Source organism: Pyruvatibacter mobilis (assembly GCF_012848855.1).
GTDB classification, from domain to species: Bacteria; Pseudomonadota; Alphaproteobacteria; order CGMCC-115125; family CGMCC-115125; genus Pyruvatibacter; species Pyruvatibacter mobilis.
The window spans coordinates 2,790,601-2,804,970 of sequence record NZ_CP051630.1 but is presented as its reverse complement, the minus strand read 5'-3'; the positions used below and the strand labels follow the sequence as shown (position 1 = coordinate 2,804,970).

The 14,370-nt window shown below is 62.5% G+C and carries 13 protein-coding genes; 9 read left to right on the top strand and 4 right to left on the bottom strand.

The features are described 5' to 3' along the window. Positions 1-28 precede the first annotated feature (28 nt). Positions 29-835: a bifunctional demethylmenaquinone methyltransferase/2-methoxy-6-polyprenyl-1,4-benzoquinol methylase UbiE gene (gene ubiE, locus HG718_RS12985; RefSeq protein WP_160587250.1), complete on the bottom strand. Its 807-nt coding sequence runs from the start codon at positions 833-835 to the stop codon at positions 29-31. Positions 836-926: 91 nt separating this feature from the next. On the opposite strand from ubiE, the gene mutM reads away from it, so the two are divergent. After that, entirely contained in the window at positions 927-1,826 is a 900-nt protein-coding gene (mutM, locus tag HG718_RS12980; RefSeq protein ID WP_160587056.1) for a bifunctional DNA-formamidopyrimidine glycosylase/DNA-(apurinic or apyrimidinic site) lyase, read from the top strand. Positions 1,827-1,882: 56 nt separating this feature from the next. After that, a complete protein-coding gene (locus HG718_RS12975) occupies positions 1,883-2,656 on the top strand; it encodes an enoyl-CoA hydratase (RefSeq protein ID WP_160587055.1) in 774 nt (257 codons plus the stop codon). 14 nt (positions 2,657-2,670) lie between these two features. On the opposite strand, the gene HG718_RS12970 is transcribed toward HG718_RS12975, so the two are convergent. Continuing rightward, complete coding sequence (locus HG718_RS12970; protein WP_160587054.1) at positions 2,671-3,414, bottom strand: flavodoxin family protein; 744 nt, start codon at positions 3,412-3,414, stop codon at positions 2,671-2,673. Positions 3,415-3,751: 337 nt separating this feature from the next. Between HG718_RS12970 and rpsT the strand changes: the two genes are divergently transcribed. From rpsT to dnaA, 3 genes are all read left to right on the top strand, one after another. Beyond that, positions 3,752-4,021, top strand: a complete 270-nt coding sequence (rpsT, locus tag HG718_RS12965; RefSeq protein WP_027838315.1) for a 30S ribosomal protein S20 — start codon at positions 3,752-3,754, stop codon at positions 4,019-4,021. A gap of 729 nt (positions 4,022-4,750) precedes the next feature. After that, positions 4,751-5,185, top strand: a complete 435-nt coding sequence (locus HG718_RS12960) for a rhodanese-like domain-containing protein (RefSeq protein ID WP_160587053.1) — start codon at positions 4,751-4,753, stop codon at positions 5,183-5,185. A 117-nt stretch (positions 5,186-5,302) separates the two neighbouring features. Next, on the top strand, positions 5,303-6,955 hold the full coding sequence (gene dnaA, locus HG718_RS12955; protein WP_244617628.1) for a chromosomal replication initiator protein DnaA: 1,653 nt from the start codon (positions 5,303-5,305) through the stop codon (positions 6,953-6,955). A gap of 99 nt (positions 6,956-7,054) precedes the next feature. Here dnaA and HG718_RS12950 read toward each other — a convergent pair whose 3' ends face one another. Beyond that, on the bottom strand, positions 7,055-7,573 hold the full coding sequence (locus tag HG718_RS12950; RefSeq protein ID WP_244617627.1) for a glyoxalase superfamily protein: 519 nt from the start codon (positions 7,571-7,573) through the stop codon (positions 7,055-7,057). Between the two features lie 592 nt (positions 7,574-8,165). On the opposite strand from HG718_RS12950, the gene dnaN reads away from it, so the two are divergent. The 4 genes from dnaN (at position 8,166) to gyrB (ending at position 13,761) form a co-directional block, all read left to right on the top strand. Beyond that, a complete protein-coding gene (dnaN, locus tag HG718_RS12945) occupies positions 8,166-9,272 on the top strand; it encodes a DNA polymerase III subunit beta (protein ID WP_027838319.1) in 1,107 nt (368 codons plus the stop codon). 132 nt (positions 9,273-9,404) lie between these two features. Further along, a complete protein-coding gene (recF, locus tag HG718_RS12940; RefSeq protein ID WP_160587247.1) occupies positions 9,405-10,598 on the top strand; it encodes a DNA replication/repair protein RecF in 1,194 nt (397 codons plus the stop codon). Positions 10,599-10,681: 83 nt separating this feature from the next. Continuing rightward, positions 10,682-11,266 (top strand): ATP-dependent Clp protease proteolytic subunit, encoded by a 585-nt coding sequence (locus HG718_RS12935; protein WP_160587246.1) that lies wholly within the window; start codon positions 10,682-10,684, stop codon positions 11,264-11,266. Positions 11,267-11,316: 50 nt separating this feature from the next. Then, positions 11,317-13,761: a DNA topoisomerase (ATP-hydrolyzing) subunit B gene (gene gyrB, locus HG718_RS12930; RefSeq protein WP_205345637.1), complete on the top strand. Its 2,445-nt coding sequence runs from the start codon at positions 11,317-11,319 to the stop codon at positions 13,759-13,761. Here the strand turns inward: gyrB and HG718_RS12925 are convergent. Continuing rightward, a complete protein-coding gene (locus tag HG718_RS12925; RefSeq protein WP_160587051.1) occupies positions 13,758-14,354 on the bottom strand; it encodes a hypothetical protein in 597 nt (198 codons plus the stop codon). The two genes, gyrB and HG718_RS12925, sit on opposite strands and share 4 nt — an antisense overlap. Positions 14,355-14,370: the final 16 nt, after the last annotated feature.

Sequence of the window (14,370 nt, the reverse complement as noted above, 5' to 3'; positions counted from 1 at the left end):
GATCATCGTCTCAGCTGCCTCTGCGCCGTTAGATCTTGTAGCCGGAATGGATGGCCGCGATGCCGCCGGTGAAATTGCGGTGGGTCACGCGCGAGAAGCCTGCATCACGAATGCGCCCCTCAAACGCTTTCTGGTCCGGAAATTTGCGGATGCTCTCCACGAGATACTGGTAGCTGTCGCGGTCGCCCGCCACCATCTGCCCGAGCCAGGGAATGACGTCGAACGACCAGCGCTCATAGATATCGTCCAGGATAGGCACCACCACCTGGCTGAACTCCAGGCACATGAAGCGCCCGCCCGGCTTCAGCACGCGATGGGCCTCGCTGAGCGCGGCATCAAGATCCGGTACGTTGCGGATGCCGAAGGCAATCGTGTAGGCGTCGAACTGGCGCGGCTCCAGCGGCAGCTTCTCCGCGTTCATGCAGGCAAAGGACAGCCGGTCGCCCATCGGGTCGGTCGCAGCGCGCTTCTTACCTTCGCCCAGCATGGCATCATTGATGTCGGCCACCATCACCCGCGCATGGCCGCCCGAGCGATGAGCGATCCTGAGCGCGATGTCGCCGGTGCCGCCCGCCATGTCGAGGGAGGTGAACGGCGCGCCCGATTTTCGCGGCGCCAGCCACGAAACCATGGCGTCCTTCCACAGCCGGTGAACCCCCACCGACATGAAGTCGTTCATCAGGTCGTAATTGCCCGCCACATTCCGGAACACGCCATTGACCAGCCCCTGCTTTTCGTCAGGGGCCACGTCACGGAAACCGAAATGGGTGGCGTTGCTGGGCGGGGTGGTCGGGCCGGTTCCGCCTGCGGCCGCATCTGTCTTCATGTCTGTCATTGCGGCGGACAATAGCGCATCCCGCCCGCTTTGCGCTATGAGACGCGGGTCCGACCGGTAAAAATGTCGCTGCAGGAAGCCACACCCGCCCATGCCCGAACTGCCCGAGGTTGAAACCGTCCGCCGCGGCATTGCGCCCGCAATGGAAGGCCGCCGCTTCCTGCATGTGGAGGCCAAGCGCCCGGACTTGCGGTTCCCGCTGCCGGAGGGCTTTACCGGCCGGCTTGAGGGACAGGCACTCGAGAGCCTCGCGCGGCGCGGCAAATATCTGGTAGGGCGGCTGACAGACGGGGCATTGCTCATCATGCATCTGGGCATGTCCGGCCGCTTTGTGGTTGAGATGCCTGACACCCCTGACCGCGATGCAACGCGCCCCGGTGCCTTTCATCTCGATACCGGCGCCAACGCCCACGCCCTGCACGAGCACATCATCTTCCGCATGGAAGGCGGGGGCGTCGTCCGCTATTCGGACCCGCGCCGCTTCGGCTTTATGACCATCGAGGAAACTGGCGACGAAAGGCAAAACCAGTTCCTGCGCGTGCTTGGCCCCGAGCCGCTAGAGAAGACCTTCAAGCCGTCGGTGCTCGCAGCAGGTCTGCACAAGCGCAAATCCCCCATCAAGACTGCTCTGCTGGATCAGGCCGTGGTGGCGGGTCTCGGCAATATCTATGTGTGCGAGGCGCTTTTCCGGTCGGGCATATCGCCCAAGCGCGTTGCGGCCACGCTCGTCAAACAGTCAGGCGAACCGACCGACCGGCTCAAGAAGCTGCACAAGGCCATCCGCGAAGTCCTGGCTGAAGCTATTGAGGCCGGTGGCAGTTCCCTGCGCGACCACGCTCAGGCAGACGGGTCACTCGGCTATTTCCAGCACACCTTCCGGGTTTATGACCGCGAAGGCATGCCTTGCACGACGCTGGGCTGCGACACTGATATTCGCCGCATCACCCAATCAGGACGCTCGACATTCTATTGCGGGAAATGCCAAAGGTAGCGGCACGGAATTTCCGCCGGCCTTGACGGGCGGCGTGACCAGGAGACGTCCAGCACATGGCTTACGACACCATCAAGACCGAAAAACGCGGCAATGTTGCGCTCATCACCCTCAACCGGCCCGACGCGCTCAATGCCCTCAATTCTCAGCTGGTGGATGAGCTGATTGATGCGGTGCAGGCCTTCGACGCGGATGACGCCATCGGCTGCATGGTGCTGACGGGCTCCGAAAAGGCATTCGCCGCAGGTGCTGACATCAAGGAGATGCAGCCCAAGACCTATATGGATGCCTATAAGGAAGACCTGTTCGAAAAGGCCAACCGCATCGCCGAGGCCCGCAAGCCGATCATCGCTGCGGTGGGTGGCTATGCCCTTGGTGGTGGCTGCGAGCTGGCCATGATCTGCGATTTCATTTTGGCAGCAGATACCGCGAAATTCGGTCAGCCGGAAATCTCCCTGGGCGTCATGCCCGGTATCGGTGGATCTCAGCGGCTCACCCGCTTCGTCGGCAAATCGAAATCCATGGAAATGTGCCTGACCGGCCGCATGATGGATGCCGAGGAGGCTGAGCGTTCAGGCCTCGTCAGCCGCATCATCCCCGCAGCCGACCTAGTGGAAGAAGCCGTGAAGACGGCTGAAAAGATCGCCGGCATGTCACGGCCCGTCGCAGCCCTCACCAAGGAAGCGGTCAATCGGTCCTACGAAACCACCCTGTCCGAGGGCCTGCGCTTCGAGCGCCGTGTCTTCCATTCCCTGTTTGCGATGGAAGACCAGAAAGAGGGCATGGCCGCCTTCATCGACAAGCGCAAGCCCACCTTCAAGCACAAATAGACAGCTACAACCGGCTATCGATATTCCGGGTTGGGGGCGTCGAACCGGCAGCCATCTTCCCATTTGTCGCGTTGATTGCCGTGTGCGGGGATGCCGCCTGCATCCTTCAGCATCCGGGCCATGTGCATCAGGTTCCACGTCATGAAAGTGGTGTTGCGGTTGGTGAAGTCGTTCTCCGGCCCGCCTGACTCCTCATCCAGATAGCTCGGCCCGGGGCCGATCTCGCCGAGCCAGGCAGCGTCTGCCTGCGGCGGGATCGCATATCCCAGATGGCCGAGCGAATAGAGCATGTTCATAGCGCAATGCTTGGCGCCGTCCTCATTGCCCGTGATCAAGCAGCCGCCGACACGGCCATAATAGATGGACTGCCCCTGGTCATTGCGCTGGCCGGACGCTGAATAGAGCCGCTCGATCACCTGCGTACAGACGGACGACTTGTCGCCGAGCCAGATGGGCGTCGTCAGCACCAGGATGTCGGAAGCCAGCACTTTTTCCAGGATGCCCGGCCAGGCATCCTTGCTCCAGCCGTGCTCGGTCATGTCCGGGCTCACACCAAAGGCAATGGCGTGGTCCACCGGCCGCAGGACCTCAACCGACACCCCATTGCGTTCCATGATCGTGCGCGACATGTCGATAAGCCCGCAGGTGTGCGATTTCTCAGGGCTTTTCTTCAGGGTGCAGTTGAGAAACAGGGCGGACAGATCCGAAAAATCCGTCTCGTTCTCATCGCACTGCTTGGATTGAAGGTCGTTCAGCATGGGTCTGGCCCTTTTCCTGGCGTGATGGGAGCGTGGCGCCGGCAGACATCAGGCAGGTCAGGGGCGCAAAATCAGGGGCCGCGTGTGTGCAGGCCCGTAGGGGGAACCCCTCGCTGGCCATAGGTTCCCATTGCCGCTGATTGAGTGGGATAAACTCTGTGTCAGGAGTCCGGGGTCCGCGCCTCAAACACCGCCTGAAACCACGCTTGACCGGGCAGGGGCACGCGGCTATAACGCCGCCTCTTTAATTCCCAACGTCCAAGCGCTGTTGGCGCGGCCTATTCCGGTAATCCGGGCCGCCCGACCAGGCCGCTGGCAAGAAATGGTTTGAAGCCCTATGGCTAACACGTCGTCCGCCAAGAAGATGGTGCGCAAGATCGCAGCCCGCACCGAGGTCAACCGCAACCGTCGCAGCCGCATGCGCACCTTCATCCGCAAGGTTGAGGAAGCCATCGCCAGCGGTGATCAGGCTGCCTCCCAAGCCGCGCTCAAGGCTGCTCAGCCGGAAATCATGCGTGCCGCGTCCAAGGGCATCCTGCACAAGAACACCGCGTCCCGTAAGGTCTCCCGCCTTGCCAGCCGCGTGAAGGCCCTGGGCCAGGCCTGAGGCTGATCGGCCCGGCGCTTCTGCGCGGCCGACACCAAGCACCGATTTCAAAGGCGCCTTCCCGAACGCGGGGAGGCGCTTTTTCGTTGCGGCAGGCCTTCAGGACATACGCCGCAAAGAGCGGGTCGTTTCCACTGGGGAACGGTTTTATTTGCACTTGACTTAAAGGCGGCTCGTCGTTCCGCCCTTCTGTGGCGGTCTCTGCCGGCGCGCGGCAAAGGCGCTCTCTGTGCGTATTTGGCCACGATGGTTAATTTTTCCTGCCTGTGGACGAATCAGTCTTGCACCGCCCCAAACGCCTTGCTTACACTGGGTTTTCTGCGGTCAGGCAATGTGTGCCCCGAGGCGCGCCGGCAGGGCGGGTGGTGACAGTCGGATTAAAGATTCGCGACGTTCACCAAATGGTCCGGTTGATGTTTGGAGCGCAGGGGGGTTAATCTAGGCGTCTCTTGTGGTGGTGATAAGTACTTGGTGATCAAGAACAGATATCGCTCTGTACTTTCCGGTTGTGTAAAGGCCAAGGTTTGGTTGACCGGTTTTAAGTCAAGTTTTCACCCTGCTTTTAAAAGTACCGTGGTGAGTGTTTAGCGCTCACACCTCTCAAAATTTGGTGTCGCAACCAGCATCGCTTGGCCGGTCTTCGGTCTCGTGGGCGAAGAGAGGTTTTGTCTCTGCCGGACGGCGGAGCCGGGCCGCGGTCCGGGCGTGAGTGAGGGGATTAGGCTGTCCATGAGCGGCGGTTATGCAGGGGATGTTGACGTGCAGGAGGCCTGGCGCCTCCTCAACGAGAACAGCCAGAGTGTACTCATCGATGTGCGGACCGAGGCCGAGTGGGCCTTTGTGGGTCTGCCGGATATCAGCGCCACCGGGCGGCCGCTCCTGACGGAGGAGTGGCGGGGCTATCCCGGCGGCACGCCCAATCCGCGTTTCGCGGACGCTGTGGCGGCCAGGCTCGATGCGGCGGGCGTGGCAAAGGATGCGCCTATTCTGTGCCTGTGCCGGTCCGGCCAGCGCAGCATCGGTGCGGCGACGGCACTTACGGCCCTGGGCTACACCGCCTGCTTCAATGTGGCTGGCGGGTTCGAAGGGCCGCTCGATGCGGACGGGCATCGCGGCCAAGCCGGCGGATGGAAGGCGGCAGGTCTTCCCTGGCGGCAAAGCTAGTCGCACCGGCGGCAGCTTGAGCGCTTGCTGGGCATGAAGCCTGCTGCAGGCGCCGGACACGGAATTGGTTATTGACGAATTGGCCTCCCCGGGCGGCACGGGGAGCAGGGGAAACAGATGATCAACAGCAAGGCAGGCAGCCAGGGCCACGCGCAGGAGCATGCGGACTCCCACGCAGAGGCGCACGCAGTCGAGGCGGGCGATGTCCGCTCCCAGCAGATGATGCCCGGATTCGACGCGGCCGACGGCCAGTCGGATGGTCAATCCGGCGTGGCTGCCCAGTGGGCTGCTGTGCAGGCGAAGCTGCGCGGCAATCTTGGTGAGGCCCGCTTCAAGAGTTGGTTCGGCCAGGTGCAGCTTATCGGCGTCGGCGATGGCGCGGTCAGCTACGCGGTCCCGACGTCATTCGCGCGCGATTACATCCAGCGCGAGTTCGGCGACCATCTTCTCGCCCTGTGGCGGCAGGAGGATCCTTCTGTTCGCCGCATCACCCTGATTGCCGAAGGCACGGCGACTGCGGCTGAGGCGGCCCGCGCCCTGGCGGCCGATGCTGCCGCCACACCGTCTGCCGGGTCGGCGGTCAACGGTGCATCGCGCAATGACGGTCTTAATGGGCCTGCCGCGGGCCTCGACGCCGTATCCGCCCAGCCGGGGGCACCGCGCGCCGCTGCCAGCAACCCGTTCCAGACCATGGATGCGGGATCCGCAACCGGCGGGGATGTGCCGCTTGGCACGCCGCTGCTGCCGCACTTGACCTTCGACAATTTTGTTGTCGGTAAGTCCAACCAGCTCGCTTATGCCGCCGCCCGCCGTGTGGCCGAGGCCGATGGGGCTGTGCCCTTCAACCCGCTCTATCTCTACGGGCCGGTCGGTCTCGGCAAGACCCACCTGATGCATGCGATCGGCGCGGAAATTCTCCGCCGCGATCCTGGCAAGCGGGTTGTCTACCTGTCCGCCGAGCGTTTCATGTACCACTTCGTCAATGCGCTCCGGCACAAGGACACGGTGGCCTTCAAGCACGCTTACCGGTCGGTGGATGTGCTGATGGTGGATGATGTCCAGTTCATCGGCGGCAAGGATTCCACTCAGGAAGAGTTCTTCCACACCTTCAATGCGCTGGTGGACCACAACCGCCAGATCATCATTTCCGCCGACCGTTCGCCGTCGGATCTTGAAGGGATCGAGGAACGCATCCGGTCCCGCCTTGGTCACGGCCTGGCCTGCGATATCCTGCCGACCGACTATGAATTGCGTCTTGGCATCCTGCACGCCAAGGCCGAAACCATGCTGCCGAACCACCCCGGCGTGCAACTCAGCGATGACGTGATCAACTTCCTGGCCAGCTCGATCTCGTCGTCCATTCGCGAACTCGAAGGTGCGCTGACGACGCTCATCGCCCATGCTGAATTGATCGGTCGCCCGATGACCGTCGAGCACGCCCAGGACATTCTGCGCCATCTGGTGCGCGCCAACGAAAAGCGCATCACCATCGACGACATCCAGCGCAAGGTCGCGGACTACTACAATCTGCGTCTGGTCGACATGTCATCGCCGCGCCGGTCGCGGTCGGTAGCACGTCCGCGCCAGGTAGCGATGTATCTCTGCAAGCACCTCACCACCCGTTCGCTGCCTGAAATCGGCCGCAAGTTCGGCGGCCGCGATCACACCACCGTGCTGCACGGGGTCAACAAGATCGAACAGCTCCGCGCTGAGGACAAGGCGCTGGATGAGGATATCGGTCTCATCCGCCGCGCCATCGAGGAGCAGTAAGCACAGCCGCTTTCAGTCCCGATCAAACGAAAAGGCCGGGGCCGCAAGGCAGCCCCGGCCTTCTTGTTTTGTGCTGGCGGCTAGGCCGCACCTTGGTGGTCAGGATGGCAGCCGCCTTTCGATGCGCATGTGCGGCCTGCCGTCCGAGGTCCGGGCAGGAGCTGTCAGCTCTTCGTCCAGCGTGCAAGAGACACGCTGACGGAAGGCCGAAAAACTGTCGAACCTGACGACGTCAACAGGGCTGTCAAAATGCAGGGTGACCCGTACATGGCCACCACCCATCCGCTGGACAGCAAGCACTTCGCCATTAAAGGCCTGGCCCAGATAGGTTCCGGCAACCCGGTCGCCAATCTGCAGCTGCATTTGATTATGCCGCCGGACGGCTTCCGCTGCTGAAGCGGCGGAGGCCGCACTTAACGTGTTCCAGTCCCGGTAGCCGAGCTGGTGAGCAACAAGTTCCAGCGCCTTGGCGTGACTGATCTTGGTGCCTGACTTGTCCAGCTCCTGGCGCAGGCGCCGGGCCTGGTGCTTGAGCGCGTCGGGCGATGGGAGATCAGCCGCAGCGAGGGGTGTCGCGCCGGCGGCGGGCTGAGGGGGAATTGGTGTCGTATCGACCATGCGAAATGCCTCACATATCCTGGGTCATGCTGCATCCGGGCGTGGCCGGTGCGCGGCTGGCAAGGTCTGATGGGGCCCGCATTGCCACCAGGCAGCATGACGTGACATGAGCTGCATGGGGAGAAGACGCACTTTTCCGGTGCGTTTTCGCAATAATCCTCAAGGCTTCACCATGGGCTGTCTGCCCGCGGGCGGCAGGGGCCTTGTCCCTTGCCACAGGTCCTACGCCTCCGGTGGTGGATTGGCAAGCGCATCCCGGCATGGCAGGGCTGTGACGGGCTCCCGGTGCGGCTGCCGCAAGGTGGGGTTAATGGCCCTTGCGCCCGGCAGCCCGCTTCCCCGGAAAACCCAGTAACCAACAGCGGTTTTTGTACATTCGCGTATTGAAACTGCTATAAGTTTGGGGCTGATTCTGCCCTTCTGGTGAAAGGCTGCGGGGGAAGTCAAGCAGGCTGTTGCAGGCATCACCGGGGCCCGGACGGGTCCCGTGCCGCAAACGGGAGAATCCCGGCCTGTCCGCATCCCTTTCCGCCGGAAGAGACCCCGCCCGACAAGCCGTTTCCGGCTCCGCAAGAATGGATAATCCGACCCCATGAAGATCACGATCGAACGCGGCGCGCTCCTCAAGGCCCTCAATCACGTGCAGAGCGTGGTGGAGCGGCGGAATACCATTCCCATTCTCGCCAATGTGCTGCTGACGGCGGAAGACGGCCAGTTGAGCCTTACCGCTACTGACCTGGACATCGAGATCGTCGAAGGCGTGCCTGCCGATGTAGCAGTCGGCGGCGGCACCACGGCGCCCGCCCACACCATGTACGACATTGTCCGTAAGCTGCCGGACGGCGCCCAGGTGGAAGTGAACCACGATACCGAGACCGGCAAGGTCACCGTTGTGGCCGGTCGGTCCCGCTTCGCCCTGCAAAGCCTGCCGCGTGAGGACTTCCCGGCAGCAGCCGCCGGCGATCTGCCCTACAGTTTCGAGGTGTCCGCCAAGGACCTGTTCCGCCTGGTCGAAAAGACCCGCTTCGCCATCTCCACCGAGGAGACGCGCTATTACCTGAACGGCATCTACCTCCACACGGTGGACGGCAAACTGCGCGCCGTGGCCACTGACGGCCATCGCCTGGCGCGGGTGGACATGCCGCTGCCTTCCGGCGCCGACGGCATGCCCGGCATCATCGTGCCGCGCAAGACCGTGACCGAGTTGCTGAAGCTCCTCGAGGCCGGCGAGGAGAGCGTCAAGATCGCTGTCTCAGACACCAAGATCCGCTTCGATCTCGGCAATGTCACGCTGACCTCCAAGCTCATCGACGGCACGTTCCCCGATTACGGCCGGGTGATCCCGTCCGAGAACAACAAGTCCATGGAAGTGGACGGCAAGCTCTTCGCCTCCGCCGTGGATCGCGTCTCCACCATCTCCACCGAGCGCAGCCGCGCTGTGAAGCTTGATCTCGACGAAGGCAAGGTGACGCTGGCTGTCAACAATCCGGATTCCGGATCCGCCACCGAAGAGCTCGGCATCGACTACAAGGGCGATGCCCTGGAGATCGGCTTCAACGCCCGGTACCTGCTCGACATCACCCAGCAGCTCGATGGCCCGACCGCCCATTTCGAATTGTCGGATTCAGGCTCGCCCACCGTCGTGCGGGACGGGGACGATCCCGAGGCGCTCTACGTGCTGATGCCCATGCGCGTCTGACGCACCACCTGAAATCGCGTCAGGGGCAGGGGGGCGATCCCGTGTCCCCGGCGCGCCAATCCGGACATCGCTTGATTGACCTTTGCCGACACCACGCACAAGACCGATGCTCTGACCCCGGACATGGTTTCCATGTCTGAGGGGGCGCATGCGGCTGCGCGGCTTGCAGTGTTGCGGCTGGTAGTGACGGGCTTTCGGAATTACGGCCGTGCCGCGATGGCGCTGGATGCCCGCCCGGTGGTTCTTGTGGGCGAGAACGGTGCCGGCAAGACCAATATCCTCGAGGCCCTGTCCTTCCTCACCCCGGGACGTGGCCTGCGCGGCGTGCGCCTGTCGGATGTGTCCACGCGCGACATGTCGCGTGACGAAGCCGGGCAAACAACCCAGCCCTGGGGCGTCGCTGCCACCGTGATGACGCCAGATGGCACCGTCGATCTTGGCACGGGCATTGGCCGCACCAGCGATGGTGACAAGCGCGTCGTCAAGGTGGATGGGGCTGCGAAGTCAGGCTCCGGCGTGCTTGGGCAGTTCGTGCGCGGCCTGTGGCTCACCCCGCAGATGGACCGCCTGTTCATTGAGGGCGCGGGCGGACGCCGCCGCTTCCTCGACCGCATGGTGCTGGGCTTCGATGCGGGTCATTCCTCGCGCGTGTCGTCCTATGAAAAAGCCATGCGCGAGCGCACGCGGCTTTTGGCCGAGGACAACTGGAACGCCTCCTGGCTGTCGGCACTCGAAGGCCAGATGGCCGAACACGGCGTTGCCATCGCGCTCGCCCGTACCCATCTGATAGGGCAGCTCAAGGCCGCCATTGCGGAGCATGAGGGCCCGTCGGACACGGCCTTTCCCAAGGCGCAGGTGGCGCTTGCATCCGGCTTCTCCGATGAGGTCGATGCGCGTCTCGGCAGCGCGGCGTCTGTCGATGTGGAAGACGCCTATGCGGCGCGGCTCAAATCCGCGCGCGGCCGGGATGCTGCTGCGGGGCGCGCGCTGGAAGGCCCGCACCGGGCCGACATGCTGGTGCGCCACGCGCCCAAGAACATGGACGCCCAGGCCTGCTCGACCGGCGAACAAAAGGCGCTGCTGATCGGCCTCGTTCTGGCCAATGCACGGCTTCACTGTGCCAGCTTCGGCGCCCCGCCCTTGCTTCTGCTGGACGAAGTGGCTGCCCATCTGGACGCCCGCCGTCGTACCGCCCTGTTCGACGAGCTCGAGCGTCTCGGGGCCCAGGCCTGGATGACCGGAACCGACGCCAGCCTGTTTGAAAATCTGGGTGACCGCGCACAGCTTTTTAACGTCGCCCATGGAGAAATCACGCCCCAGGCCTAGGGCCTTTGAGCCAGGCCTGACGGTCCATCGAACCGACACCGACACATACCGCCCGACTTCTACCGGAGACACCGATGTCCAACATGACGCTTGATACCGACCCCGCCGATATCGCCAAGTCCTTCACCACCCCGCTGATGGAAAACGCGCTGTTCAATTCGCGCACCGTGCTGGTGGTCGGCGAGATCAACGATCGTATTGCCCGCGCCACCACCGAGCGCCTGCTGGCGATGTCTGCCGAAAGCGATGACCCGATCACCATGATCGTATCTTCCCCCGGCGGCCATGTGGAATCCGGCGACATGATCCACGACATGGTGAAGTTCATTAAGCCGGAAGTGCGCATGGTCGGCTCTGGCTGGTGCGCATCTGCCGGTGCGCTGATCTATGTGGCAGCCAAGAAGGAAAACCGCGTCTGCCTGCCCAATACGCGTTTCCTGCTGCACGAACCGCGCGGCGGCGTTGGCGGTTCCGCCTCGGACATCGACATCCAGGCCCGCGAGGTCATCAAGATGCGCGAACGTCTCAACCGCATCTTCGCCGAAGCCACCGGCCAGTCCTACGAGCAGATCGTCAAGGACACTCACCGCGACTACTGGATGAGCGCCGAGGAAGCCAAGGATTACGGGGTCGTCTCGCGCATCATCACCAACATCAGCGAGCTCTGAACAGACGCCCGCGCATTTCCTCCGTTCACGGAAGAATGAAAGACAAGACCATGAGCGACGAAACCCCTAACCCGGATGAATATGGCGCCGACAGCATCAAGGTCCTCAAGGGCCTTGATGCCGTGCGCAAGCGTCCGGGCATGTATATCGGCGACACCGATGACGGCTCGGGGCTTCACCACATGGTCTATGAGGTGGTGGACAATGCCATTGACGAAGCGCTGGCCGGCCATTGCGACACGGTCAACGTCACCCTCAATGCGGATGGGTCTGTTTCCGTGCGCGACAATGGCCGCGGCATTCCCACCCAGATGCACGCCGAGGAAGGCGTGTCCGCTGCCGAAGTCATCATGACCCAGCTGCATGCGGGCGGGAAATTCGACCAGAACTCCTACAAGGTGTCCGGTGGCCTGCATGGCGTGGGCGTGTCTGTGGTGAATGCGCTGTCCGTCCGCCTTGATCTCACCATCTGGCGTGATGGCAAGACCCACGAAATGCGTTTCGTCCATGGCGACAGCGAAGGTCCGCTGACCGTCACGGGTGACGCACCCCATGATGACGCGCGCAACAAGCCGCGCACCGGCACGCAGATCTCGTTCCTGCCGTCGACGGACACGTTCACGATGACCGAGTTCGACTTTTCGACGCTTGAGCACCGCCTGCGTGAGCTCGCCTTCCTCAATTCCGGCGTCCGCATCACTCTGGCCGACCATCGCGGCGTGGAACCGAAGGAAGTGGACCTGTTCTACGAAGGTGGCATCGAGGCATTCGTGCGTTATCTGGACCGCAGCAAGGCGGGCCTCTTTGAAGCGCCGATTGCCATCCATGCGGAGAAGGACGACATCACGGTCGACGTCGCCCTGTGGTGGAACGACAGCTTCCATGAAAACGTGCTGTGCTTCACCAACAATATTCCCCAGCGCGACGGCGGCACCCATCTGGCTGGCTTCCGCGGTGCGCTAACCCGCGTCATCAACGGCTATGCCAATGAGCACGGCCTCCTGAAGCGCGAAAAGGTATCCCTTACCGGCGACGATGCCCGCGAAGGCCTCACCTGCATCGTCTCGGTGAAGGTGCCGGACCCGAAATTCTCCTCGCAGACGAAGGACAAGCTTGTCTCGTCCGAAGTGCGGCCCGTGGTCGAGAGTGTCGTCAACGAACAGCTGTCCAGCTGGTTCGAAGAGCATCCGGCCGAAGCCAAAAACATCATCGGCAAGGTTGTTGATGCCGCCGCGGCCCGCGAAGCCGCCCGCAAGGCACGCGAGCTGACGCGCCGCAAGGGCGCGCTGGATGTGTCGTCCCTGCCGGGCAAGCTTGCGGACTGCCAGTCGCGCGACCCGGCCGTCTCCGAACTCTTCCTGGTGGAGGGCGACAGCGCCGGTGGCTCTGCCAAGCAGGCGCGTGATCGCGCCAACCAGGCCGTATTGCCCCTGCGCGGCAAGATTCTCAATGTGGAGCGCGCCCGTTTCGATAAGATGCTGTCATCCAACGAAATCGGCACGCTGATCACGGCTCTCGGCACCGGCATCGGTCGCGACGACTTCAACATCGAGAAGCTGCGCTACCACAAGATCGTCATCATGACTGACGCCGACGTGGACGGTGCACATATCCGCACCCTGCTGCTCACCTTCTTCTACCGGCAGATGCCGGAAGTGATCGAAGGCGGATACCTCTATATCGCCCAGCCGCCGCTCTACAAGATCAAGCGCGGCCAGTCTGAAACCTATGTGAAGGACGAGCGCGGACTGGAAGATTATCTCATCGCAACGGGTCTCGATGGCGCCGTGCTGACACTTGATTCAGGCGAGCAACTCGCCGGTGCCGACCTTGAGGCGGTGGTGCAGGAAGCCCGCAAGGCTAGGTCCGCCCTCGACGCCGTACGCGCCCGCTACCCGGTCTTCATCGTCGAGCAGGCTGCCATAGCAGGCGCCCTCAACACCGATCTCATGGCGGATGCGGAGAAGGCGCAGGGTGCAGCAGACTACATCGCCCGCCGCCTTGACCTCTTGTCGGAAGAAACTGAACGCGGCTGGGAAGGTCAGCCCACGGATGATGGTGGTCTCACCTTTGAGCGCGAAGTGCGTGGTGTGCGTGAAATCCACGTCATTGACGGCCGCCTCATGGGCTCCGCGGATGCCCGTCGTCTCGACGGCATGTCGACCCGCCTGCAGGACGTCTATCTCAAGGCCGCCACCTTCGAGCGCAAGGACATGAAGACCGAGATCCGCGGCCCCATGGCGTTGCTTGAGGCCATCTTCGATGCCGGCCGCAAGGGAATCGCCGTCAGCCGCTACAAGGGGCTGGGTGAGATGAACCCGGAGCAGCTTTGGGAAACCACGCTAGACCCCTCCGCCCGCACCCTGTTGCAGGTCCGTGTCGAGCACATGGACGAAGCAAACGACCTGTTCGAAAAGCTGATGGGCGACGTCGTCGAACCCCGCCGCGAATTCATCCAGGACAACGCCCTTCAGGTCGCCAATTTGGATGTCTAGGGGTTTCCCTTGCCGAATCTGACGATGGAAACCTGGCCGGACCATTCCTGACTTAGCCATTTCTGGCGGGTACCGTCATAGGATTCAGGGGCGCTTGGTTGCGGGTCGTAGCAGCCGCCGAGTTCACACGCTGCACGCCTGAGTGCCGTAATGTTTGCTTCGATGGCGGCTTTACCCTTCCTTTGTTGCTGAAAGCCGACGAACCACCCTTGCTTGACATTTGGCTTCCGACTGACGAAGTTGGAAATACGTTCCAGGTCACGTCTCCACGCAGTTTCTTGCCACACTTTTTTCACTTCAATCGGAATGCAAACACCACTTTGATAGAGGACAATGTCGGTACGCTCGTGGTCTGATCCAGATTTCTCAGTCTCTTTGGTCATGGACTGGTTAGATAACTCGTGGGGCAGATTGCTGTCGGTAACTTCGAGCATGAATGAGCAGTTCTTGGACAGTGCAAGCGACCGAGCCAGCATGCTTTGCAGGTAGAATTCTTGGAAGTCGCCGATCCAGCGTCCTTCGTTTATCCTTTTGAGTTCGTTCTGGATGCCGCTGACGGCAGTTCGGATATCACTGAAGCGCAGTTCAAGCATTCCGGTCGCCCCCAAA

Coding starts and splice junctions, on each gene's coding strand:
- HG718_RS12950 (WP_244617627.1), bottom strand. CDS start 7,573: ATGGTCGATACGACACCAATTCCCCCTCAGCCCGCCGCCGGCGCGACA.
- HG718_RS12975 (WP_160587055.1), top strand. CDS start 1,883: ATGGCTTACGACACCATCAAGACCGAAAAACGCGGCAATGTTGCGCTC.
- HG718_RS12935 (WP_160587246.1), top strand. CDS start 10,682: ATGACGCTTGATACCGACCCCGCCGATATCGCCAAGTCCTTCACCACC.
- HG718_RS12970 (WP_160587054.1), bottom strand. CDS start 3,414: ATGCTGAACGACCTTCAATCCAAGCAGTGCGATGAGAACGAGACGGAT.
- dnaN (WP_027838319.1), top strand. CDS start 8,166: ATGAAGATCACGATCGAACGCGGCGCGCTCCTCAAGGCCCTCAATCAC.
- HG718_RS12925 (WP_160587051.1), bottom strand. CDS start 14,354: ATGCTTGAACTGCGCTTCAGTGATATCCGAACTGCCGTCAGCGGCATC.
- mutM (WP_160587056.1), top strand. CDS start 927: ATGCCCGAACTGCCCGAGGTTGAAACCGTCCGCCGCGGCATTGCGCCC.
- HG718_RS12960 (WP_160587053.1), top strand. CDS start 4,751: ATGAGCGGCGGTTATGCAGGGGATGTTGACGTGCAGGAGGCCTGGCGC.
- gyrB (WP_205345637.1), top strand. CDS start 11,317: ATGAGCGACGAAACCCCTAACCCGGATGAATATGGCGCCGACAGCATC.
- ubiE (WP_160587250.1), bottom strand. CDS start 835: ATGACAGACATGAAGACAGATGCGGCCGCAGGCGGAACCGGCCCGACC.
- dnaA (WP_244617628.1), top strand. CDS start 5,303: ATGATCAACAGCAAGGCAGGCAGCCAGGGCCACGCGCAGGAGCATGCG.
- recF (WP_160587247.1), top strand. CDS start 9,405: ATGTCTGAGGGGGCGCATGCGGCTGCGCGGCTTGCAGTGTTGCGGCTG.
- rpsT (WP_027838315.1), top strand. CDS start 3,752: ATGGCTAACACGTCGTCCGCCAAGAAGATGGTGCGCAAGATCGCAGCC.